Here is a 23,963-nt window from a genome sequence, read left to right as displayed (position 1 = left end):
AGGGCTAAATAATAAAATGATTTTTAACTGGAGGAGTCTATTTGGTCAAAACAAATAAAAAAATAAATTCTTATGATGACTCATCAATTCAGATTCTTCATGGTCTGGAAGCCGTCCGTAAACGTCCGGGTATGTACATTGGCTCGACTGATGTGCATGGCTTAAACCAGCTAGTCTACGAAATTGTAGATAACTCGGTTGATGAGGCGATGGCTGGATTCGGTAACGAAATTGACGTGACGATTCATAAAGATAACAGTGTGACGGTCCGTGACTTTGGTCGGGGTATGCCTACTGGAATGCATAAATCGGGCAAACCCACTATCGAAGTCATCTTAACCGTTTTACATGCTGGGGGTAAGTTTACCGAACAAAACTATAAGACTTCAGGTGGGCTTCACGGTGTTGGATCCTCTGTAGTTAATGCTCTTTCCAGTTATATGGATGTCAAAGTTGTGCGAGAAGGCACTGCCTATGAAGAAGAGTTCAGAGATGGTGGTCATCCGGTTGGGACTTTAAAATGCTTGGGTAAAACTAAAGAACCGACAGGCACTACCATTACTTTTAAACCTGATGAAAAAATTTTTTCAACAATCAGATATAAATATGAAACTATTCAAGAGCGCATCAGAGAGTCTGCTTTTTTGTTAAAGGGAGTACGCTTTGTCTTAACTGACGAACGTGAACCCGAACATCATGATGCCTTTAAATATGATGATGGCATTAAAGCTTTTGTCTCATATCTCAACGAGGGCAAAGATTCTTTAAGCGATGTTTTTTATTTTTCCGGAAAACAAGATGACATTGAAGTTGAATTTAGTGGTCAATACAGTGACAGCTACTCAGAAAATCTAGTTTCTTTTGTTAATAATGTGCGTACCTCCGACGGTGGCACTCACGAAGTGGGTGCCCGTAGTGGCTTTACGCGTGCTTTTAACGACTATGCTAAAAAGCAGGGTTTGTTAGGCAAAAAAGATAAAAACATTGACGGCTCCGATTATCGTGAGGGCTTAAGCGCTGTTTTATCAGTCAAGATCCCTGAGGAGCTATTAGAGTTTGAAGGGCAGACTAAAGGTAAACTAGGTACTCCCCAAGCAAGATCTGTAGTTGATGCGATCGTCTATGAAAAAATGTCTTACTACCTGATGGAAAAAGGCGAATTGGCGCAAGAATTGGTAAAAAAGGCTCAAAGGGCAAGGGATGCTCGTGAAGCCGCCAAGAAAGCTCGCAATGAAAGTCGAAACGGTAAAAAACGGCGCAAAAAAGAAGTACTATCAGGTAAGTTAACGCCGGCACAATCACGCAACCCCAAAAAGAACGAATTGTTTTTGGTTGAGGGCGACTCAGCTGGTGGTTCCGCAAAACAGGGTAGAGACCGTAAGTTCCAGGCAATCTTGCCTTTACGTGGTAAAGTTTTGAACACCCAAAAAGCCAAGCTTCAGGATATCTTTAAGAATGAAGAGATTAACACCATGATCTACACTATCGGCGCTGGAGTCGGAACCGAATTTAAGGTTGAAGATTCCAATTACGATAAGGTAATCATTATGACGGACGCCGATGACGATGGTGCTCATATTCAGATTTTGTTGTTAACCTTTTTCTACCGTTATATGAGGCCGATGATTGAACATGGTAAAGTTTATATTGCTTTGCCCCCTCTATATCGTCTGCAAAAAGGTCGTGGTAAAAAGGCCAAAGTACAATATTCCTGGACCGATGAAGAGCTTGCTGCCGCTGAAAAGCAAATGGGTCGTGGTTATACTTTGCAGCGATTTAAGGGACTTGGAGAAATGAATGCCGAGCAATTGTGGCAAACAACCATGGATCCAGAAACTAGACTGCTTATTCGTGTCAAAATCGATGATGCTGCTTTGGCAGAACGTCGAGTTACCACGTTAATGGGAGATAAGGCTGGAGCCAGACGAAAATGGATTGAAGAGAATGTTAAGTTTAGATTAGGCGATAACAGTTCAATTTTAGAAGAAGAAAATGAATAAAGAGGTTTTTGATTAATGGCAACAAAAGAACGAATTCGTGAAATGCCGCTTGAGCAAGTCATGGGTGAGCGTTTTGGAAGATATTCCAAATACATTATTCAGGAACGGGCCTTACCAGATATTCGTGACGGGTTAAAACCTGTGCAAAGAAGGATCCTTTATGCCATGTTCCTAGATAACAATACTTATGACAAACCATTTAAAAAAGCAGCTAAAGCTGTGGGTAATATTATGGGTAATTTTCATCCTCATGGTGACAGTTCAATTTATGGTGCTTTAGTTCACCTTTCGCAAGATTGGAAAATGCGTGAGCCTTTAATTGAAATGCATGGTAATAATGGCTCAATGGACGGTGATGGCCCCGCAGCTATGCGTTATACTGAGTCTCGTTTGAGTAAGATATCCAACATGTTGCTGCAAGATATTGATAAAAACACAGTTAATATGGTTCTGAACTTTGACGATACTGAATATGAGCCGACTGTTTTACCCGTACGTTTTCCTAATTTACTAGTTAATGGTTCTACAGGTATTTCTGCGGGTTACGCTACAGAAATACCCCCCCATAACTTAACCGAAGTAATTGATGCAACTATCTATTTGCTAAAAAATCCTAATGCCACTCTTGACGATCTGATGAAATTTGTTAAAGGCCCAGATTTTCCAACTGGAGCAATCGTTCTGGGCAAAAAAGGCTTACGTGAAGCTTATGAGACAGGGCGTGGCCGGATACAGGTAAGAGCTAAAACTTTTATCCAGGAAATAAGAGGGCACCGGGAAGAAATTGTAATTACGGAAATTCCTTTTGCTGTTAATAAAGCTCTGTTAGTTAAGAAAATGGATGAAATTCGTCTTAACAGAGAAATTGATGGTATAGCTGAGGTTCGGGATGAAACTGACCGTCATGGCTTGTCTATTGTAGTCGAATTAAAAAAGGGTGCCGATGCACAAAATATTTTAAATTATCTCTTTAAAAATACTGAATTACAGGTTTCCTATAATTTCAATATGGTTGCTATTGATCATATGACACCAATGCAGGTTGGTTTAAAGCATATTTTGTCCTCATACTTAGAACATGAAAAAGAGGTAGTTACCAAAAGAACTAAGTATGATTTAAATAAAGCTGAAGAACGTCTGGAAATTATTCAGGGTTTGATTCATGCTATGGACATTTTAGATCAGGTTATCAAAGTCATTCGTGCATCAAAAAATAAGGCAGAAGCTAAGAAAAATTTGTCCAGTGAATTTAATTTTTCAGCTCGACAAGCAGAAGCAATTGTTTCTTTGCAATTATATAGACTTACCAATACCGATGTAGATGCCTTAGTTAAAGAGCAAACTGAATTAAATGAGAAGATAGCCCGTTTTAAAGAGCTTTTATCTAATAGCAAAACTTTGGAAAAAGAAATAGTTAAAGAACTATCAATTGTTAAAAAAGAATTTGGTAATCCAAGAAGGACCGAAATTTCTTCTGAAAATGCTAAGATTCAAATTGATGAAAAAGCTCTAGTAGCTGATGAACAGGTACGTGTATTAATAAGTCGTGATGGCTACCTCAAAAGATCTTCTATTCGTTCATGGCAGTCAAGTGATGATGAGGATAATGGCTTGCCAAGCGGGGATGATGTGGTATTTGAAAAAACAGTATCTACTTTAACCAATCTATACCTTTTTACCAGTCGAGGAAATGTTATTTATCGTCCGGTAAATGAACTAGTTGAGGCAAAGTGGAAGGAAACAGGTCAGCATTTGTCTCAAGAAATTGGTTTAAATGATGATGAAAACATTATTCGTGTGTTTGACTTCGACAGCTTAAACCAAAATGTCAACTTTTTACTTGCCACCAACGATGGCTATATCAAACAACTACAATTAAGTAATTTGCAACCAACAAGGACTTATCATTCACGAGCAATTACAGCGATGAAAATGAAAAAGCCAGACAGTATGGTTGTCCGCGTTGATTTAGTTAAGAATAACAGTAATGACGAAATAATTTTATTTACTCACAACGCATATGCTATTCGCTATAATTTGGCAGAAATTCCTGAATCTGGAGCCAAGTCGTTTGGAGTAAAGTCTGTCAATCTTAAGCCTTCGGACTATGTCATTTCATATATATTAATAAATCCTAATTATCTTAACTTGGTTCATGTTGGAATAATTACGCAAAGAGGTGCGTTTAAACAATTTAAAGCTGATTTGGTAAATAAAGTATCACGCGCCAAACGAGGGGTACTTATATTAAGAGAACTTAAAACTAAGCCGCACCGCATTGTTGCGGTTACGTCTTATGGGCAAGATCATACTCTGATTGTAACCACTACAAGTAAAAGGCACATAAAGGTCTTAACTAGTGATTATCCGTTAGGCGACAGATACTCAAATGGTTCATTTGTCATTGATACTACTAGTGATGGAGAACCAGTTAATATAAGACTAAGTAGACCATCAAGCAATAATAAATTTTAGTTTATTTAATGATATCAATAAATTGTGAAAGTGCTTTATTAAATTACAATAATACTTTGACACAGAGGGGTTTTTGATTGATAATAGCATATATATAGAGCCATATTATTGTTAAGATAGAAGGAATAATTTTATGCCTAAAACAGATACAATACTCTCAACCAAGTCCTTACATTATTTTTTGCAATTAATTGATACTATGAATTATACCCAGGCAGCTCAGATCCTGGGCATTACTCAACCGGCTTTAACTCAACAAATTAAGAAAATCGAGCATGCAATTGGAACACCGTTATTCGGGCAAATGGGCAAAAAGCTTTACCTAACGGAAGCGGGTAAGCAATTGCAAACTGGAGCGATCCAATTGCTTGGAACCATTAATTCTGTGGTTAGTGATATTCAAGAATTTACTCAGGCTGATAAGGGTAATATTGCAATTGGTGTTTTAGAAAGTGTTGACTCTGATCTTCTCAGACGGTTTTTGATTGAGTTTAACCAAAAGTTTCCGCATATTACCATTAGTGTCTCTTATTTTAACCGTAAAGATCTTTGGTATAATCTTGATAACAATTTAATTGATTTAGGGTTACTTTATGTTCCTGAAACTGCTAAGAAAAGTCAATCCAATATACAAAATCAATATGAACAAATGAAGGTCACACAAGAGAGATTGACAATCTTGACACATAATTCTAATTTTGAGGCAAAAAAGGCATACCCAGTTTCCAAATTTTTAGGGAAAAATTGGGTACTTTATCCAGATGGTTTTTACTTAACTCAATTGTTAAAAGATAAATTAGGCTCTAAGTTAAATGCTAAAAACGGGTTAAATGTTCCCTTAACCTTTACTTCAACCAAGCAAGTAGTTGATACTGCTGAGGAAACTGATTATGATACAGTTGTAAGTGAATCATATTATCAGCTCCACCAAGGCGAAATTGATTTAAAACCAGTATTTTTAAAAGGTGTCCCAAAATTTACAACATCAATTATTTATCGCAAGGGTAAGAAAGAGGTTCCTCGGATTGAAAACTTTTTGGTCGAATTCAAAAAATTTTTAGAAGCATAATTCATCTTGCAGTCAATAAGACATAATCAATTATTTAAACTAAAATTTAAATTTTTTCTGGGAAGAAAAGGATTTATTAGGTAAACTAGAACATAAGTATAAAATTTAAAAGAAACAGGGGAAAGTTAAATGGAAAAAGAATTAGTTTTTGGTCATCAAAATCCAGATACAGATGCCATAGGAACAGCGATTGCATATTCATATTTGCAAAATAAATTAGGTTATGATACAGAAGCAGTTGCGTTAGGTGAACCTAACGATGAAACAGCTTTTGCCTTAAAGAAATTTGGTTTTGAAGCGCCAAGAGTTATTAAAACAGCTGCTAATGAAGTGAATAAGGTAATGCTTGTTGATCATAACGAACCGCAGCAAAGCGTTTCCGATATTGATAAAGTAACTGTAACTCATGTTGTTGACCATCATAGAATTATGAATTTTAATACAAGTATGCCTCTGTTTTATCTTGCAGAACCTGTAGGTTGCACCAGTACAATTATGTATGGACTGTACAAGCATTTTAAGGTGGAAATTCCCGAAAATATTGCAGGAATTATGCTCTCTGCAATAATATCAGACACATTATTGTTAAAATCGCCAACTACTACTGAGAGAGATAAAAAGGCTGTTCAGGAACTTGCAGAAATTGCTAATGTGGATTACCAGAAATATGGTTTGGAAGAACTAAAGGCTGGAACCAATATAGCAAGTAAATCAGAAGAAGAATTAATTGATCTAGATGCTAAATCCTTTGATTTAAATGGTAAGAATGTTCGGGTTGCTCAAATCAATGTAGTTGACTTACCAGAGGCATTGGAGCGAAAAGAAACTTTCTTAAAGACAATGAAAGACTCTGCAAAGTCTGAAGGTTATGATTTATTTATGCTACTTATAACTAATGTACTTGACTCAGATTCAACTGCATTAGTTATAGGTTCAGATGAGGCTTTGACTTCATTTGAAAAGGCATTTGGTGAGGTGAAGGATTCTGAAATAAGCTTACCAGGAGTTGTTTCAAGAAAGAAGCAAGTTGTGCCACCATTAACTGAAGCTTTTAAGTAATTTAAAAAACACGAAATAGAGAAGATCTATTTCGTGTTTTTTTAATCTTTATTAATTTCCTTAGCCAAAATGATGAATGATTTGCATACTCTTTCAGCTTTATCAGGTGACATTTTTCTAAGTTCATTAAGAACCTTCTTAATAAATACTGGAGTATTATCTTGATGATTTTCAACTTTAACTTCTTTAAAGCGGTAGGCATTCATGATAATATCCGGTGTAGTTGTATTTAAGGCTCTGGCAATGGAGTCAAGCTTTTGAATACTAATATTCTGGTTTTTGGTACGCTCAAGACGGGAAATAAAATTAACCGACAAATCGCTTAATTCAGCGAGATCCTCCTGGGTTAATTTCTGCTCACGTCGCCTGCGACATATTTCTTTTCCTAAATTTATACTCATGGAATAAATTCAACCCTTTCAAAAAAATAATTCCATATTCTATAATAACAGATTAATTATAGAATTAAACATTAAAACAAAAAAATAATGAATAAAACACTTGCTTTTAGCAAAATTAAACTCAAACTAAATGTTTTAAACTATACCCCACATAGTATTGTAAGCTATTTTTGGGGAAAATAAAATAAAAAAGCACCAATTAATAGCCTTAAAGTGAAAAAGGAAAGAGTGGAAAATATTATATCATAGGGTGCATTCGCTTGCCAGGGTTGGAAATAGAAAGGCACTAGTTTTAAAAAGAGAACAACTAATTGGTTTATATATTTATTAAACTCAGAAAGCGCTTTTATTTATATTTTTCCATATTTAAGCTATTTATTTTGAATATAAAAATTAATAGCGTATAGTTTAACTTTATTTTAGGGTAGTATTTTATAACTGTTCGGGTTATTCTTATATTGTAAATTAAAATTAAAACTGAAATTTCTATCTAAATAATAAAAAATATTACTGTCTGTCTTTATCAGAAATTTTCTAGTATATTTTGAATATAAAGTAATTTTTGCTTTGATTCAAGTGGGTGATTTGTTTTTGAGATATTTCAGCATAGTACATCAGCAAGATATAACTTCGTATAATATATATTATGTAAAGTAATATAAAAAATAAAGATAGAGGGTTAATAGACAAATATCTTGTTTAAAAGTTTTAAACTAAATATTTTTAGTGCTCACACAAGTATTTAGAGCCTTTTAAAATTCAAAAACCGCATAACTGATCATTTGATAGCAATTAATTACTCTTGGTATTAGTCAAAATTTTCTTACATAGACAGACAGATTTTCAAATTTGAACTCCAAAAATTTAATATTGAAGCAACTAGTCTAACTTATAAAAGTTTAAGTATTGAGTATGAATCGTTAGTGTAAAAGTGTATGTTTAGCGCTTTTTGATTTGTATAAAATAAAAAAAGTGTGTGAATTACTAGGAATAGCACTTTTACCTCACTGTTGCTTTTATTGCTTTCATTAAAATTATAGTTTTAACGAAAGCAATAAGGAAAAATATAAGAACAAAATTTAAACTTATTAGGCTCTAAAGCTTGCAAATTTAGCAATTAATAATCAAGTTTTCAAACTAGAGATATTAAGTTTTTGCTATAAATATGTTGTTAATGGTTATAATTTAAAAATGAAGCTATTTCCCCTCTTTAAAGTACGCTACAACTAACAGCCTAGCTCTAATTACTTGAATTTCTCTCCTAATGCCCCAAGTTTGATATGAATACTATATTTTATCAATAAATTATTAGATCTAAACAAGTAAATAATATTTATCAATCATCCTCTTAATTTTCAGCAAATTAAGCTACAGTTCAATAATTCATGCGCTAAATTCATTTGAGAGACTGCCTATTTGTTTTCCCTCTCTTATTTAGAATAAACTAAGAATAAAAAAGACAAACATACATTCTGGTTTTGCTATATAATAAAATACATAATTATTTCAATCAGGAGAATTTTGCTACGTGGAAACAAAAAAATACTTAGATCTAATCGATGACGAATTGAAGAAAATGCCAGATTTTGTTAAAGATTACAACTTTGGCACCAATCATTCTCTGGCAACATCTTATCAATATTTAACAGAAATCAGACGCTTTTTTGATTGGCTGCGTCAAGAAGGCATTTCGCCAGCAAAAAGTAATCAAAAAGTTGAAACAGAAACTTTGGCTAAACTTCAGCGCAATGATATTATGCTGTACATTAATTATTTAGGCCATGTCAAAAATAAACAAGGTAATCTTAACTCCCCCACTACCATCAATCGCTCCATAAATGCGTTAAGGTCATTGTTTAAGTTTTTAACCATTACTGCTGATAATATTAATGGTCAGCCATATTTTGAACGAAACGTAATGCTTAAAATTGATTCCCTCAATAATACTGAAACGCTAAACTACCGTGCACACATCCTTGAATCACACATGTATACCGGTAAATTAAAGTATCAGTTTCTAGACTTTATTGATACTAAATATGAACTTCAATGCAATAAACATGCTCTACCTGGTTTTAAAAATAATAAAGAACGTGATATGGCAATTATTGCTTTAATTTTGGGAACAGGGATAAGGGTCTCAGAATGCGCAGGAATTGATGTTTCTGACATTAATTTTAGAAAAGCCACATTAGACGTAACACGTAAAGGTGGTCAAAGAGACAGCGTTCCAATTGCCGAATGGACAATAATTTATATCAAAGAATATAAAAAGATTCGCAAGGAACGTTATTCAGCCTCAAAAAAAGATTCAGCATTCTTTCTTACACGGTGGCACAATAAAACAAGAAGGATTACTGCCAGTGCAATTGAAAAGATGGTCAATAAATATTCAGCTGCCTTTGGGCATCCACTAACCCCTCATAAATTGCGCCATACTGTAGCTTCTGAATTATATGGTGTGACTAAAGACCAGGTTTTGGTTGCCCAGCAGCTGGGACAAAAAGGAACTTCAGCAACTGATTTATATACTCACGTTGATCAAAAAAAGCAAAGAGCCGCATTGAATGAGATTACTGAAGCTGATAAAAATAATAGTAAAAAACAAGCATAATAGTGCTTGCTTTTTACTATTATTCGAATCTGGTCTGCCAATTAGAACTTTTATTAGCCTCAAAGCACATTTTTATTTCTGCTAGAGAGTTTCTGGGTACTGACAAAGGTGGCAGATTATCAAAGTCAAAAAATGAACATCTTTCAGTTTCAGTATTTTTGACAAACTTTCCTCCTAAATCTCTGCAGAGAAAAATAACGTTACATACGTTAATTGCTCGTTCAACGCGCTTATTATCGTAAACGTTAGTTGAATGGTTATTTACGGCAATGATTTGCTGAACAGCAATTTTATGTCCAGATTCTTCTTCCGCCTCTTTTATACAATTTTCTTTTACTGTAATATTTGGTTCACACCACCCGCCTGGCATTGACCATAAATTGTCGGTAGATTCTTTTACCAACAAAATTTTTTGATCATTAAAAATTGCTGCTCTGGTAGAAACCTTAGGTGTATGATAGCCATCTTCACTACTAAATAGCCCCTTGATCACATCAATTGGCTCACCAGTTTTAGCAGCCATCATCTTTGTTGCAATTTCTCTTATCTGTTGGTATCTTTCTCTGTCGAAACGATCGTGTCCATATTCGATGCCATCTTGAGCAATGCTTTGTAGTTCTACTGCCCACCTTGACAGTTGGTCTAATTTTTTCATAAAAAGCCTCAATTCCTTAGCAAAAAAGCAACCTTTGAGAGGTTGCTCTTATTTTGTTAAATCGATTTTATCAATATCTATCATCCAGCCAATAGCAAAAGACTTTTCTCCTAAATGTGTCGCAATGACAGGACTAAACTTTGTTACTGAAATATTTTGCTTGGGAAACTTCTCCTTTAAAAACTTCTCTGCTTCTTCAACTTGACTTTTATCATTAGAATCAATTATAAAAAGTTTAATTTTGTCTTTATAAGGCAACTTATCAATCTTTTCCACTGTTAAACTCTTAATTTTGATAAAAGCCCGTTTCATAGACCGAATCTTATCAAATGCCACAATATCACCATCTTTAAAAGTAAGCAGTGGCTTGATGTTCAGCATGGATCCGATAAACGCAGTAGCATTGCTTAAACGACCTCCACGACTCAGATTTTTTAAATCGTTGACTACAAAAATCTCATCTATGGTAGATTTGATTTTATCTAATTTTGCCAGAATGGTATCAAGGTCAAGACCGTTCTTTATCATTCTTGCTGCAGCCAAAACCAAATTTCCTTGCAAGCGAACTGTCATCCTTGTATCTATAGCATGTAGATTATATTTGGGATTGTTTTCAGATATATTACAAAGCGTTTGATAAAATCCTGAAATTCCGCTTGATAGTGTAATTGCGATAATAGCCTCATAACCTTCGTCATGTAAGCGATCAAAAAGACGAATCAAATCACCGCTACTAGGTTGAGAAGTCTTAGGAAAATCAGCCCCTTCTCTTTGCATCTTAAAAAGCTGGTCAGAAGTAATATCAACATTTTCTAAGTACTCTTTTTGACCTATGATTATGGGAATAGATATAACAATAATATTGTTTTTTTCCGCCTCTTGTTTTGTTATGGCGCTGGTACTATCAGTAACTAAAGCAATCTTCATCTAACTTACCTTTCGCTTTTGTCTGTACAACATACAAGAATTATAGCATAAAAAAATAAGTGTTTCGACCATCAACTAGAAGAACAAATTATTTCTCACTTCTTTGCACTAATTCATTAACAATATGGTTAAAAGATGCTATCTCTTGCTTGCTAAGCCCTTGCAATAAGGATTCTTCAATCTCTTTTAATTCGCGTCTTAATTGAACGACTTTTTGAAGTCCCGCTTCATTTAACAAAACAGTTTTGCTTGAATCTCTCTCAGATCTTTTAACTGTAATAAAACTCACTGTTTTTTTCTGTTGTAATTGTCTGCTTAATGTCGATAGCGAAATTTTTAAGTTATCAGCTAAATCCCCCATTTTTAAAGCTGTATTGTCATTTTGATCGAAATATAGCAAAATTCTTGTTTGTGAAAGATTTAAGCCACATTTTTTGCTTATTTCGTTTTTAATATTATCCGCTATTGTGCTAAAAGATAAAACATTCATTTAACTACCTTTTCTGATAAAAACAAAAATAATTTGTAAGTTAATATTTATACTGTTCACAATTTTTCCAAAAGATAAATTACTTTGTGAAACAATAGGGTTACCAGTATAGTGATATTACTTACTATTAATTTTAACTTATAAATATTTATATCAATAACTTTAAATCTATATTACCAGTATATCAGTTTTTTGCAATAGCTTCTTTAAAAAGTAGATTTATAATTAATATATAACTAGTAGTACTCTTTTTTGAGATTTAATCATAAAATATGCCTAAAGCGAATACAAATTGCTTAATACTTGATATAATAGTAAGCGTGTTTTGAGGTGATAATTATGGCTTTTGACGGTTTATTCATACATAGTCTTTTAAATAGTGTTAAGCCAAAAATAATCAATGGTCGGCTTTCAAAAATTTACCAACCATTTGAACAAGATTTAGTATTAACTTTTAGAAAAGAACGCAAAAATATTCAGTTGTTATTATCGGCAAATGCGCAATACCCTAGGTTTTACATAACTAACCAAACTATTGCTAATCCTGATAAGGCTCCCACTTTTGTCATGGTACTGCGCAAATATTTGGAAGGCTCAGTATTGCAATCAATTGAACAACTGGGTGTTGACCGCATTATAAATTTTAATTTTAGTAATCGTAATGAGCTGGGAGATCAAGTTCAGTTAGTTTTATCATTAGAATTAATGGGACGACATAGTAATGTCATACTTTATGATAAAAAAAGTGGCCATATAATTGATCTGCTTAAGCGAATTAATCCAGATGAAAACAGGGTGAGACTGCTTTTGCCCAAAGCCAAATATGAATTACCACCTTTAATATCTGGAATAAACGGCTTTGAAGTAACAGAAAAAGAGTTTAAAGAAAAGGCTATAAATTCGGATCCAGTAGATTTTGCTAGTCAAATTAGTGGCCTGGATCGTGACGATCGCCAAGAGCTCATTGGTTATTTAGAAGATGATTTTTCTTATTCATCTTTTAAGACTTTTATGAGTCAATTTAATAAAAAAGGCGCTTTTATATTAAAAACGCCAAATAATAAACGTAAAATTTTTCCCTACCTGCCCTACCATCTTAACCTCACAAAAGAAAGTGCTGATCCCGATATCAATCATGCTTTGGATGAGTTTTATGAGTATCAGTCAAATCAAGATTGGGTACGACAAAAGTCAGCTCAAATTGAGCGGCTAATCAAAAATGAATACAAAAAATTAACCAAAAAAATTGTTAAGCTCAAAAAGCAGCTGGAACAGGCAGAAAATTCTGAAGGATACAGGATACAAGGAGAAATACTTAACGCAAATTTATCCCAAGTTAAGCCAGGAATGGCAGAAGTTTCTTTGCCAAATTATTATGATAATAATCGTCCACTAAAAATTAAACTTGATGTTGCCCTCTCTCCGGCTCGAAATGCGCAGAAGTATTTCACTAAATATAAAAAACTACGTGATTCTATTAAACACGTTAAAGAGCAAGTATCTATTGCTCAGGATAATTTAGATTATTTTGATTCTGTTCAGACTGCAATTGATAATGCTGAACCGCAGGATATCGATCAAATTACTGAAGAGTTAATGAATCAGGGCTATTTAAAGAAACCCCAAAAACCAAAACGAAAAAAGAAAATTACCGAAAAGAATCTGAATAAATTTCGTATATCTTCGGGTAAAACCGTTTTAGTTGGAAAGAATAATTTACAAAACGACTGGTTAACTTTAAAAAAGGCTAATAAAACTGATATTTGGTTTCATGTTAAAAATATTCCGGGCTCACACGTGATTTTGCAATCATCTGAAGCAACAGATGAAGACATTTTAGAAACAGCTGAAATTGCTGCATATTTCTCCAAAGCTAAAAATTCTGCTCACGTACAAGTCGATTATGTTCAAGATAAACGTGTAAAAAAACCAAATGGAGCAAAACCGGGCTTTGTAATTTATACTGGTCAAAATTCAATTGAAGTGACCCCTGAAAAAACTAGGGTATTATCTAAGAGAATAAATTAAAAAAAACGAGGATGAAGTAAAAATCATCCTCGCTTTTTAAATCGGCTGAGTAGTTAAAGATAAAGACTCTAAAACGCTTAAAATAAGTTCAGTAGTTTCAATGCTTGAGAAAACTGGTATGTTTTGATTCAGAGCTTCATCGCGTATCCTGGTTGCATCATCACTAGCGGAATCAGATAAATTAGTAATATTTATTACCATATCAATCTTATGTTGGCGAATCTTGTCTAATAAGCTACGAGAGCCATGACTAATTTTTGACACTATTCCAGTTGTAATACCGGCTTCGGCCAATTCATTAGCCGTACCCTCGGTTGCAATTATTTTAAAGCCTAAACGGTAAAATCTCTGAGCCAATTCTGTTACTTTTTTCTTATCTTCGTCGCGCACAGATATAAAAATTATTCCATAACTTGGTATTTTTAGGCCACTAGCTTCGTATCCTTTATATAAGGCTTTTGCCAGTTCGGTATCTCTACCCATGACAGAACCAGAAGACTTCATTTTTGAGTCGAACGTATTTTCACTTTGATAATTAATATAAGAAAAGACCGGCATTTTAACAAATATAAAGCTATTTGAACGCCATAATCCACTTTTGTATCCTAATTCAGGCAAAGACTTTCCGATTAAAACTTCTGTCGCACATTTGGTAATATCCTTACCAAGAGCCTTGGAAAGAAAAGCAATATTATGGCCAGCATAAGGCTTAATTTGCAATAAATATACTTTCTTATCAACAATTAAGAAATGTAAGGTAAAAATACCACGCATATTTATACGTTTAATTAATGCAATAGCAAATTCAGTTAATAATTTCTTGGCCGTTTTAGATAAGTTTTGTGGTTTAAAAACAGCTATTGAATCTGACGCATGTGAACCTGTTTGTTCCAAGTGCTCAATAATACCTGGAAGAGTTACATTTTTACCATCTGAAATGGCAGTTATCTCATATTTATTTCCTTCAATAAAATGAGACAAGCTTACCTTAGAAAGCTGATTTTCTTCTAAATATTTTTTTAAGGCAGGTAAATCATAAACCACAGCCGACTTTTGCTTTACCCCCAAATTATTAAAGCCACCAATTAAAATTGGAAATCCGTGTTCTTTAATGAACTTTTGGGCTGCACTTTTATTAACAGTCGTTAGTAGTTTGTTTTGACTTAAATTTTTTACTGGTTTAGTTAATGCCTGCTCTATACGATCTTTAGGATTAACATCCTTGTTACCTAAAATATTCAGACCGTTTTCGATTAATTTCTTACATAGAGCATTCATCTCTTTGCCAGAAAATTGGATTAAAACATCTTTGATTTTTTCTTTCTTGGAGATTTGCAGAATACTTTCAACTGTAATTGGTTCAAAATAAACTTTGTCTACTCTCTTATAGCTAATAGCAACTGACTCATCATTATTTGAAATTAAAATAATGTCATAATTATTATTATGTAAAGTATCAATTGCATGACTTAGCATATAGTCGAATTCACTTGTAACTGAAACTTGTGATGGCAGCATTCCGATTATTAAAACCTTTTTAGAGGCAGTCAAAGCTCGGCTTTCGTCTTGAACTCCAAACGAGCCATAATATGCTTTAACTAAGGGCTTAATGGTTCCTGCGGTGCCATCAATTTGCTGGTAGGCAGGTTTTAAATGTATTTTTGTAAGTCTTTTTCCAATTGCACCCACACTTGTGTTAGATAAGTTAGCAATTAAAAGATTACGGAAGCCTCTCTTTTTAGCTTCAATTAGTAATTCATCTGATAAGTGTTCGTTTACTAATTTATGACCAATTTCCACTATATGATACAGCTTTTGGAAATATACCGGATGAATATGAACAATTTCTTGTAATTCCTGATAACTAAAGCCTTTTGCAATTGCAGCTAGTAGTTTAAGTAAATGTAACTCATCTGGTTGTTTTAGATCAGAAATAATTTCTGATTTATCTTTAGCTTTTTCCGCTTGAAAAATGGTTAGTGACATTTTTATATTTACTGTTGAAGCCAGACCTTTTAAAAAAGCAGATTCAAAATTTGTACCTAAGCCAATAGCTTCTCCACTCGCCTGCATTCTGTTGCCTAATTTGTAATGATTACTACCAGATTGCGTTAATGACCAAAATGGCATCCTAATGGCTACTTTGTCCAAAGTTGGTTCGATTGCCGCATTGAGCCCTGATAGCGGATCTTTAATTTCATCTAAACGATAACCGAGTGCAATTTTACAGACAATATAGCCTAAACTATACAGTCCTACCCTTTTAGACCAAATAGCGCTACGCGTTAGTCTTGGCTTTATCGATAAAACTTTGACTGCAAAATTTGTACCTTTATGCTTGACGGCGAAATGTATATTTAAAATTCCTACTATTTGCAAACTAGCCGCTATTTTTTGGGCAATTGCTCGAATCCTCTGTACTTGGTCATTGTTAAGGGTCAAGGCGGGCATTACAGCCGCTGAATCACCGGCATTTATAGCTACAGACTCAATAGTATCTGCTAGATTAGTAAAAAGCATATTTCCTGAGCTATCACGAATAGTATTAGCAATTACTTCGTCCCAAGAAGATAAGTCTTCTGCTAAGTGATAATTACCAAACGAAAAATTTTCCAGTCGTTTTTCTTTTTGTAAGTACTCGTTCAGATCAGTAATATTATTAAAAATAATTTTTTGGTTAAGTGCTGAATCTTTTTGCTTGATAAGCATCACAGGAAAGTGAACGTGCTCTTCTAATTGCATTTGCAAGTTAATTGCATCGAAATCAGTTAGATTCCAATATTTGCTTGCCTCAATCTGGTTTTCTGTCAGAAAAGCGTTCATTTTTTGATGATTGTCCATTGCCAATGTGCGTTTATTCAAAGTTAACAAGCGCACTCCCATTTGTCGCAATATACCATCTTGAACAAGTTCCCGAGTAACTTTTAAGCCAGTTGTAGAACCATAAGCAGATATAATGGCATTCGGTTCTTCCATTCGAATTATTCTTTTGAGAAATTCCAGGGTCATTGGTTCAAGATATACGGTTAAGCCAGGCTTTTTATCAGTAGAAATAGTTGCAGGGTTAGGATTGACTAAAACTACCTGAATATCCTCTTCAAAAAGTGCTTTAATAGCGTCTTCAACTAATAAATCAGTTTCAGATACCTTACCGACTAAAGTTGGTCCTGATCCGATGATTAATACTTTATCTAAATCATTATCTAAAGGCATATTTACACCATCATCTTTACAAAGTTATCAAAAATAGGAAGAGCATCAAGACTTCCTGGAGCTCCTTCAGCATTGAAAGCTGTACCAATTACCTTGTTAGTTTTATTGCTATAACCGGCAAGTAATTCACTGTGAAGATCGTAAAATTCTCTTTCCATTTCGAATTGAACGCTATTTGGTAGAATCAGTTGATCAATATTCATAGCCACTTGCCAAATCTTGTTTGTGTTCTGATCAATAACGGGATAATTAATGCCACTATATGGTTGTGGTAAGTCGACAAGTTCGAAATTCAAAAAATCGCTTAATGTTAAAAAACCTAAGCCAATTCCCCAAATTGGAATTTGACCATAAAATGCTGAAAAAATTGGTTCAAGGTCCGGCATTAATTCATTGGGCTTGCCTGGTCCTCCTGAGATGATAATTCCTTGGGGCCGCAGATTTTCAATATCTGGCACAGCAACATTATACGGTAAAACAGTAGCATTAACCTTTCTCAAAGATAATTCTCTAAGCATGGAATGCTTTAAACCAAGATCAATTATAGCTACGGTTTTACCTACATTAGGTACCGCATATGCATTCTTAGTAGAAACAGCCGCTGATTTATTTTTGGGTAAAACCAAAGCTTTAATTTGGTCAAAAGCGTGTTCATCATTTGTGTCCATAATCGAAGCTTTGATTGTCTTCTCCTTATTCAAAAGATGAACTAATGCTCTGGTATCGACATTAAAAATTGCTGGTATATTTTTTTCTTTTAAAAAAGAAGCTAAATCCTGGAAGTTGCCACTTTCGGAAATATTTTGCGCAACATCATTGGCAATTATTCCCTTTACCGTTGGATTAATACTCTCATAGTCAATTGCATTAATGCCATTGCCACCAATCATTGGTGCAGTAAACACCAGAATTTTGCCCGTATTGGTCGGATCAGTCAGTGCTTCTTGATAACCAAAATTACCCGTTTGAATGGCTAACTCACCAGTGGAAATTATTGAGGCTCCTAATCCTTCTCCTGGAAATGATTGTCCATTTTCCAGAATCAAATATCGTTTCATTTAATCACTTTTTTCTCTCAATTCAGTCAGCCTTTGCAAAAAAATCCTTGGAGGTTGTACTTCAAATTCGAGCCATTTACCAGTAGTTGGCTGTCTGAATCCTAATACTTGAGCATGCAAAAATTGACCATTTCCCTCTAAGGTATGATGCGGTCCGTATAATGGGTCCCCTGCAACAGGATGCCCAATATAAGCAAGGTGTACCCTGATTTGATGAGTCCGACCCGTTTCAAGACGACATCTGAGTAAACTGTAATTTTGAAATTGTTCAAGAACAGTAAAATGTGTAATAGCTTCTTTGCCATTTGCTATTACAGCCATTTTTTTACGATTATAATGATCGCGTCCAATTGGAGCTTCTATTGTTCCTTGTTTTTCAGAAAAATTGCCGTGTACTATTGCTAAATACAGTCTTTTATTAGTTTTTGTGGCCAATTGTTCTTCCAAACTTTCACGTGCAAAAGCATTTTTGGCCACCATTAATAAGCCAGATGTATCCTTGTCAATGCGATGGACAATTCCTGGACGAAATCCTTCAGGACTTTTAGCCAGGTTTTTCGTATGAAATAATAATGCATTAACGAGTGTGTGATCTGGATGTCCAGCAGCTGGATGCACAACCATACCTTGAGGCTTGTTAACTACTATAACGTCTTGATCTTCATAAACAATGTCTAATGGAATGTCTTCCGGGATTAATGCCAATGGCTTTAATTTAGGTACAAAAACCGTAATTATGTCATTTTTTTGTACTTTATAGGACGACTTAACTATTTTTTTGTTAACCAAGATATTTTGATCCTGGAGCAATTCCTGAATCCGTGAACGTGATAAAGAAGGAATTGCGTTTGCAAGCACTTTGTCTATTCTGCCCTTTTCATTTTGGATAACAAACTGAAATTTATTCGGCATCGTTTTTTTCGCTTTCGTCAAAAAAGAGCAGATAAACAAATACCAATATTATTCCTATTGTAATTGCAGAATCGGCAACATTAAAAATATTGAAGTGAATAAAGTCAACTTGAATCATATCAATAACATACTTTAAGTGAATACGGTCAATTAAATTGCCAATAATTCCGCCTAAGACAAGTGCTACACCAATATCAAAGAGTTTACTGTGAAAATTGTTTCGTAACAGGTAATATAAACAAATTACGATAGCAATAATACTAATCAAGTAAAAAAGTCCCATTTGACCGGGCAAAATATTCCAAGCAGCTCCGTCATTTTGGACATAAGTAAATGAAAAAATATGGGGTATAATCTGCTGAGTTTCTCCCAGCTTGTAATTACCTGCAATAAAAGATTTCAACCCTTGATCAAGAAGTACAATAAATAATGAAATAATTAAATATAAGAATTGCATTGATACTTTTTAAAATAAGCCACTAATTTTACCATTATTGTCGACGTCAATATCTAATGCAGCTGGATGTTTAGGTAATCCTGGCATATCTAAAACATGTCCGGTTGTGATAACAATAAACCCGGCTCCATTTTTCAAACTAGCGCCCTTTACGTGCAAAGTAAAATCAGTTGGTGCTCCTAATAATTTTTGATTATCAGTAAATGAATACTGTGTCTTGGCAATAATGACTGGCAACCTATCCTTCCCCATTTTCTCAAGTTCATGAATATCATTTTCAGCTTTTTCAGTATATTCGACTTTAGCTGCATGATAAATTTTTTGTGCTATCTTGGCAATCTTAGTTTTTACGTCATCATCTTTTTGATAAGTAGGTACTAGCTTGCCTTCACCTGAATTTGCCAATTCAAGGACAGCTTTAGCAGCTTCTATTCCGCCCTTTGAGCCCTGCTCATGATAGTCAACAACAACAGAATCAATTCCTTCTTCTTTAATCAATTGCTGTAAAAGTGAGAGTTCATTTTCACTGTCAGTTGCAAAATGATTAATTAAAACGATCACAGGAATGCCGTAGTTACGCATATTATTCATATGTCTCTTAAGATTTGCAAAACCGCTACGTAAAGCAGACAGATTTTCTTTACTTAAGTTTTCAGTGGTACCTTCTGCTTGATATTTTAAGGCACGTACAGTTGCCACGACCACGCTAGCATCAGGCTTTTTATCCAAATGTTCAGATACAAAGTCCATGAATTTTTGACCACCTAAGTCGCTGCCGAATCCTGCTTCAGTTAAAACATAATCACTTAAATGTAATGCTAAATTAGTTGCCATAACGGTATTGGCACCATGGGCAATATTGGCAAAAGGTCCACCGTGTACAAGAGCTGGTGTATGTTCAATTGTTTGAACTAGATTTGGCTTTAAAGCATTTGAAAGCAAAGCTGCAATTGCACCCTCAAATCCCAAATCCTTAACGTAAATAGGCTTATCATCTTTAGTGTAGCCCACGAGCATTAAACCAATTCTCTTTTTTAAATCGTTAATGTCGGTAGCCAAACACAAAATTGCCATTAGTTCATTGGCAACCGTAATTGCAAAACTGGACTTGTGTTCAATCCCGTTGAATTTTGAACCTTGTCCTACAGTGATATTTCTTAAACTACGATCGTTTACGTCAATTCCCCGTTTCAAGAGAATTCTGTCAGGATCTAGCCCAAGTTCATTTCCCTGATAAATGTAGTTGTCTACTAAGGCTGCCAAAGTGTCAATAGCAGCTGTCAAGGCATGCATATCTCCCGTAAAATGAAGATTAATGTCTTCCATTGGAATAACCTGAGCCTTACCTCCACCAGTTGCTCCGCCTTTTAAGCCAAAAACTGGGCCCATTGAAGGTTCGCGTAAAGCAATCATCGTTTTCTGGTGTAACTGATTGTTAATGGCATCTCCCAGACCAATAGTCATTGTTGATTTACCTTCTCCAGCTGGAGTAGGAGAAATTGAAGTAACCAAAATCAATTTACCAAGGTGTTTGTTCGCCAATGTCTTTTTGATTGCCTGCCAATTGATCTTGGCCTTATCATTGCCATATGGCTCAATATCTGAGCTGCTTAAACCAATTTTAGCAGCAATTTCGTTAATGGGTAATGCGTGTGCTTCTTGTGCAATTTGAATATCTGATTTCATTGCGCATGCCTCTTTCTGTATATAAAATTTAATAATAATTTTTCATCTTAAATAATATCCTTTTCATATTAGAATTTAGGTCCCACCTTTTATTTAATCAATTGTCATTATAACAAATATTAAGCAATTTTTATGCATAACATGTTATAAATTATGAATAAAGCTAAACTTTCTTTTACAACTAAAAATTTAGACTTTGCCAAAATTATTCTATTTTGACTATTTTATTTTTCAAATCTTAACAAATAATAGTGACCAAATTCGTCCAATTTAATTTCATAAATTTTAAGAAAATGCCATTGCAGCAAAACTGTTGGCTCAGATGACATTTTGGTCTTAGGACGAAATGGAAGTTTTAATATGCTCGTATTCCAATATGAATTAAAATAAGTATAGATCAATAAAATAAGGAAAAATAAAGAACAAATAAGTGCTGGCCAATTGAAAGCTTTAGTGCTTTCATATAAAAATATCAGACTCAAGAAAAATACAATAAATATCCAGCAAAAATAAATTAATCCACTACGACCTAAAATAATAAAATGCTTTTTTTTCATGAAAATTCCTGTTAATACCAAATTTTTGCATTAAGGTTACTGTGATTAGAAGTATCGAATAAAGTTTTCATATAATCGCTAAATCGTGGCCTCTGACTAACTAAAATTTTAAATTCTTTAGAAGAGTACAATTTTTCTAGTTGCTTTTTTTCGATATGATTATGTCCCGTAAAATATTGATAATTCATTTCAATAAACAGACGGTTTACCTTTTCTAAAAGTTTAGATTGTTCATCGTTTAAGTGATCTTTTTTATTTGAATTACCAGTTAAATTTCTTATTTGAATGTTCTTTAAGTAACTGTGAAAGTGAACCAGATTCGAATCTAGCCGTTCTTTTTTAGTTAAAAAAGGTTTCATATCAAATGTATGTCGCTGATATTCAATGTGATTCGGTCTTACTTTGACTATTCCATATCCTTGGTCGTATGAACAAAAACTTGAAGTAACAATTTCTGTAGTGGGTGTTTTTGCCTGTGGCTCGACGATATTTTGAGCATGAATGTGGCCGGAAAAAGCAATTTTAACCTTATAATCCTGGCATAAACGACATATTGTTTGTGCATTATTTAAAACAAAGCCGCGATTTACAGCTGGATTATGAACATAAAGATTATGGTGCATAAACAAAAGGGGTTTAAGGTGCTTCATCCTAGCACTTTCTAACTGCTTTTCTAACCAAATAATTTGTTCTTCGCTTATTTGCCCTTCAGTAGAGGGAGCACCACTAGCTTCATGTTCACCATAAATATTGGAATCAAGTAATAGTAAAAGGTATTCTTTATTTAATTGTACGCTGTATGCTAATGAATTGGGATCAATACTTTGAGCACAATCATATGAACATTTAAAAACTTCTTGCCAATCAGTGGGACTAATTTGATGGGCATACAGTTGATTTGGACCTTGAAAAGCCCTGGCCCAGCCATCATATATGTCATGGTTTCCAGGTAAAACTAATAATTTAGTTTCATTTAAATTACGAAAAATTTCTGCAAATTTTTGTGCCGAAATAAGCTCACCGTTAAAAGTAACATCACCAGTAACAATGATAGCAGCCGGCTTTTTTTCATTAGCCAAATCAGTAAAAGCCCTTAAAGCTATTTCTTGATAAACCAGGTCTTTACCTTGACTGGTATTTTGAATACGTTGAAAAGCTTGACCATCATCATGCAAGCTATCTGCAATTAAATGCGTATCTGTAATCACCCAAAATTCGGTATTTGCTTTATTTGTAATCATTTTTTCTAGCCCAATATTGGTAGAAATCAACCCTTAAGTTGCCATTAAAAAGTTTGCGCTTTTTGGTTGCTTTTTTACCAAAAAATTTTTCAAATGCTGGATCGCCAACCAAATAATACTGGCTAAATGTGTCATATTTTAAAAGTGACTCACCCATTTGCTTATAAATTATTTCAGCTGATTCCCGATCTTTCAGTCTTTTACCATAAGGTGGATTAGCGATTATAACCCCATTTTCTAAGTCTGTGGCAAAATCCTTTACTGCAACTTGTTTAAAGTAAATATCCTGTAAAACACCGGCATTGTTGGCGTTTAATTTTGCAATTTCTAAAATGGATTGGTCGATATCACACGCCCATATAGGTTGGTCAAGAGGTTTAATTTCACTTTTAGCTTCTGCTACCAATTCATCATGAATAGAGCTATCAAACCAGTCAAAACCATCAAAAGCAAATTGGCGCCAGATACCAGGGGCAATATTTTTCCCTATTAAAGCTGCTTCAATAGCTAAAGTTCCTGAACCTGTCATGGGGTCAATCAAAGGATGGCTGCCGTCGTAAGGAGTTAGTTTTAATAATCCTGCAGCAAAATTTTCTTTCAGAGGTGCTCCACCGTGCTCAATACGATAGCCTCTTTTAAATAAACTGGCACCAGTAGTGTCTAGAGAAATTCGGGCAACGTCTTTATTGATGTGAATATCAAGAGGATATTCGTTACCATTTTCTGGCAAAAAACCGCGACGATGGTACTGATCGGACATTTTGTTTACAATCGCCTTTTTTACGATTGATTGAATACCAGGTTCAGAATGCAACTTCGATCTGACTGACCTGCCTTTAACAGGAAACTTAGCGTCAACTGGTAATAGCTCTGCCCAATCGATATCATATACCTGATTAAAAAGGGTATCAAAATCAATCGCCTTAAACTCTTTAAGTAAAATTTTAACGCGGTCTGCCGTTCTTAACCACAGATTGGTTTTGACAATGTCTTTTTGATCGCCTTCAAAGAATACCCTGCCATTCTCCGTGTGAGTTTGGTATCCCATCGCTTGTAGTTCCTTTGCAACAACGCTTTCAAACCCGACACCCATAGTTGTATATAACTGATATTTTCTCATC

The 23,963-nt window shown here is 34.4% G+C and carries 17 protein-coding genes; 6 read left to right on the top strand and 11 right to left on the bottom strand.

The window, feature by feature from the left end; genetic code table 11:
* Window positions 1-41 precede the first annotated feature (41 nt).
* The 4 genes from parE (at window position 42) to AAA915_RS01035 (ending at window position 6,603) form a co-directional block, all read left to right on the top strand.
* Window positions 42-2,000, top strand: a complete 1,959-nt coding sequence (gene parE / locus AAA915_RS01050; protein WP_338199104.1) for a DNA topoisomerase IV subunit B — start codon at window positions 42-44, stop codon at window positions 1,998-2,000.
* A 15-nt stretch (window positions 2,001-2,015) separates the two neighbouring features.
* Window positions 2,016-4,475, top strand: coding sequence for a DNA topoisomerase IV subunit A (parC, locus tag AAA915_RS01045; protein ID WP_338199102.1), 2,460 nt, complete (start codon window positions 2,016-2,018; stop codon window positions 4,473-4,475).
* Window positions 4,476-4,608: 133 nt separating this feature from the next.
* The gene (locus tag AAA915_RS01040; RefSeq protein ID WP_338199100.1) at window positions 4,609-5,544 is read left to right on the top strand and encodes a LysR family transcriptional regulator; all 936 of its coding nucleotides are present in this window, start codon (window positions 4,609-4,611) and stop codon (window positions 5,542-5,544) included.
* Window positions 5,545-5,673: 129 nt separating this feature from the next.
* Window positions 5,674-6,603, top strand: coding sequence for a manganese-dependent inorganic pyrophosphatase (locus AAA915_RS01035; protein ID WP_338199098.1), 930 nt, complete (start codon window positions 5,674-5,676; stop codon window positions 6,601-6,603).
* 41 nt (window positions 6,604-6,644) lie between these two features.
* Here AAA915_RS01035 and AAA915_RS01030 read toward each other — a convergent pair whose 3' ends face one another.
* Window positions 6,645-7,004 (bottom strand): helix-turn-helix domain-containing protein, encoded by a 360-nt coding sequence (locus AAA915_RS01030; RefSeq protein WP_034979176.1) that lies wholly within the window; start codon window positions 7,002-7,004, stop codon window positions 6,645-6,647.
* 1,528 nt (window positions 7,005-8,532) lie between these two features.
* Between AAA915_RS01030 and xerS the strand changes: the two genes are divergently transcribed.
* Window positions 8,533-9,618: a tyrosine recombinase XerS gene (gene xerS, locus AAA915_RS01025; RefSeq protein ID WP_338199094.1), complete on the top strand. Its 1,086-nt coding sequence runs from the start codon at window positions 8,533-8,535 to the stop codon at window positions 9,616-9,618.
* A gap of 19 nt (window positions 9,619-9,637) precedes the next feature.
* Here xerS and AAA915_RS01020 read toward each other — a convergent pair whose 3' ends face one another.
* The 3 genes from AAA915_RS01020 to AAA915_RS01010 all read right to left on the bottom strand — a co-directional run bounded on the left by AAA915_RS01020 (window position 9,638) and on the right by AAA915_RS01010 (window position 11,690).
* On the bottom strand, window positions 9,638-10,273 hold the full coding sequence (locus AAA915_RS01020; protein WP_338199091.1) for an NUDIX hydrolase: 636 nt from the start codon (window positions 10,271-10,273) through the stop codon (window positions 9,638-9,640).
* A 48-nt stretch (window positions 10,274-10,321) separates the two neighbouring features.
* Entirely contained in the window at window positions 10,322-11,200 is an 879-nt protein-coding gene (locus AAA915_RS01015; RefSeq protein ID WP_338199089.1) for a DegV family protein, read from the bottom strand.
* Between the two features lie 88 nt (window positions 11,201-11,288).
* Entirely contained in the window at window positions 11,289-11,690 is a 402-nt protein-coding gene (locus AAA915_RS01010; RefSeq protein ID WP_338199087.1) for a MarR family winged helix-turn-helix transcriptional regulator, read from the bottom strand.
* A 339-nt stretch (window positions 11,691-12,029) separates the two neighbouring features.
* On the opposite strand from AAA915_RS01010, the gene AAA915_RS01005 reads away from it, so the two are divergent.
* A complete protein-coding gene (locus AAA915_RS01005; RefSeq protein ID WP_338199085.1) occupies window positions 12,030-13,718 on the top strand; it encodes an Rqc2 family fibronectin-binding protein in 1,689 nt (562 codons plus the stop codon).
* 36 nt (window positions 13,719-13,754) lie between these two features.
* On the opposite strand, the gene AAA915_RS01000 is transcribed toward AAA915_RS01005, so the two are convergent.
* The 7 genes from AAA915_RS01000 to AAA915_RS00970 form a co-directional block, all read right to left on the bottom strand.
* On the bottom strand, window positions 13,755-16,931 hold the full coding sequence (locus tag AAA915_RS01000) for a carbamoyl phosphate synthase large subunit (RefSeq protein ID WP_338199083.1): 3,177 nt from the start codon (window positions 16,929-16,931) through the stop codon (window positions 13,755-13,757).
* Window positions 16,932-16,933: 2 nt separating this feature from the next.
* On the bottom strand, window positions 16,934-17,989 hold the full coding sequence (locus AAA915_RS00995; protein ID WP_338199081.1) for a carbamoyl phosphate synthase small subunit: 1,056 nt from the start codon (window positions 17,987-17,989) through the stop codon (window positions 16,934-16,936).
* Window positions 17,990-18,901, bottom strand: coding sequence for an RluA family pseudouridine synthase (locus AAA915_RS00990; RefSeq protein ID WP_338199079.1), 912 nt, complete (start codon window positions 18,899-18,901; stop codon window positions 17,990-17,992).
* Window positions 18,891-19,358, bottom strand: coding sequence for a signal peptidase II (gene lspA, locus AAA915_RS00985; protein ID WP_338199077.1), 468 nt, complete (start codon window positions 19,356-19,358; stop codon window positions 18,891-18,893). The genes AAA915_RS00990 and lspA overlap by 11 nt, the downstream gene beginning before the upstream one ends.
* 9 nt (window positions 19,359-19,367) lie before the next feature.
* Window positions 19,368-21,044, bottom strand: coding sequence for a formate--tetrahydrofolate ligase (locus AAA915_RS00980; RefSeq protein WP_338199075.1), 1,677 nt, complete (start codon window positions 21,042-21,044; stop codon window positions 19,368-19,370).
* A 568-nt stretch (window positions 21,045-21,612) separates the two neighbouring features.
* The gene (locus AAA915_RS00975) at window positions 21,613-22,842 is read right to left on the bottom strand and encodes a metallophosphoesterase (RefSeq protein WP_338199073.1); all 1,230 of its coding nucleotides are present in this window, start codon (window positions 22,840-22,842) and stop codon (window positions 21,613-21,615) included.
* Window positions 22,829-23,962 carry a THUMP domain-containing class I SAM-dependent RNA methyltransferase gene (locus tag AAA915_RS00970; protein ID WP_338199071.1) on the bottom strand — a complete coding sequence of 378 codons (1,134 nt, stop codon included), beginning with the start codon at window positions 23,960-23,962 and terminating at the stop codon, window positions 22,829-22,831. Before AAA915_RS00970 ends, AAA915_RS00975 begins: the two co-directional genes overlap by 14 nt.
* Window position 23,963: the final 1 nt, after the last annotated feature.

Origin of the sequence: Lactobacillus rizhaonensis (genome assembly GCF_036246345.1) — a bacterium.
Lineage (GTDB): Bacteria > Bacillota > Bacilli > Lactobacillales > Lactobacillaceae > Lactobacillus > Lactobacillus rizhaonensis.
The sequence above is the reverse complement of the archived record's forward strand: the minus strand, read 5'-3'. Positions and strand labels throughout refer to the sequence as shown.

Coding starts and splice junctions, on each gene's coding strand:
- parC (WP_338199102.1), top strand. CDS start 2,016: ATGGCAACAAAAGAACGAATTCGTGAAATGCCGCTTGAGCAAGTCATG.
- AAA915_RS01040 (WP_338199100.1), top strand. CDS start 4,609: ATGCCTAAAACAGATACAATACTCTCAACCAAGTCCTTACATTATTTT.
- AAA915_RS01035 (WP_338199098.1), top strand. CDS start 5,674: ATGGAAAAAGAATTAGTTTTTGGTCATCAAAATCCAGATACAGATGCC.
- AAA915_RS01030 (WP_034979176.1), bottom strand. CDS start 7,004: ATGAGTATAAATTTAGGAAAAGAAATATGTCGCAGGCGACGTGAGCAG.
- AAA915_RS01020 (WP_338199091.1), bottom strand. CDS start 10,273: ATGAAAAAATTAGACCAACTGTCAAGGTGGGCAGTAGAACTACAAAGC.
- AAA915_RS01015 (WP_338199089.1), bottom strand. CDS start 11,200: ATGAAGATTGCTTTAGTTACTGATAGTACCAGCGCCATAACAAAACAA.
- AAA915_RS01010 (WP_338199087.1), bottom strand. CDS start 11,690: ATGAATGTTTTATCTTTTAGCACAATAGCGGATAATATTAAAAACGAA.
- AAA915_RS01005 (WP_338199085.1), top strand. CDS start 12,030: ATGGCTTTTGACGGTTTATTCATACATAGTCTTTTAAATAGTGTTAAG.
- AAA915_RS01000 (WP_338199083.1), bottom strand. CDS start 16,931: ATGCCTTTAGATAATGATTTAGATAAAGTATTAATCATCGGATCAGGA.
- AAA915_RS00995 (WP_338199081.1), bottom strand. CDS start 17,989: ATGAAACGATATTTGATTCTGGAAAATGGACAATCATTTCCAGGAGAA.
- AAA915_RS00990 (WP_338199079.1), bottom strand. CDS start 18,901: ATGCCGAATAAATTTCAGTTTGTTATCCAAAATGAAAAGGGCAGAATA.
- lspA (WP_338199077.1), bottom strand. CDS start 19,358: ATGCAATTCTTATATTTAATTATTTCATTATTTATTGTACTTCTTGAT.
- AAA915_RS00980 (WP_338199075.1), bottom strand. CDS start 21,044: ATGAAATCAGATATTCAAATTGCACAAGAAGCACACGCATTACCCATT.
- AAA915_RS00975 (WP_338199073.1), bottom strand. CDS start 22,842: ATGATTACAAATAAAGCAAATACCGAATTTTGGGTGATTACAGATACG.
- AAA915_RS00970 (WP_338199071.1), bottom strand. CDS start 23,962: ATGAGAAAATATCAGTTATATACAACTATGGGTGTCGGGTTTGAAAGC.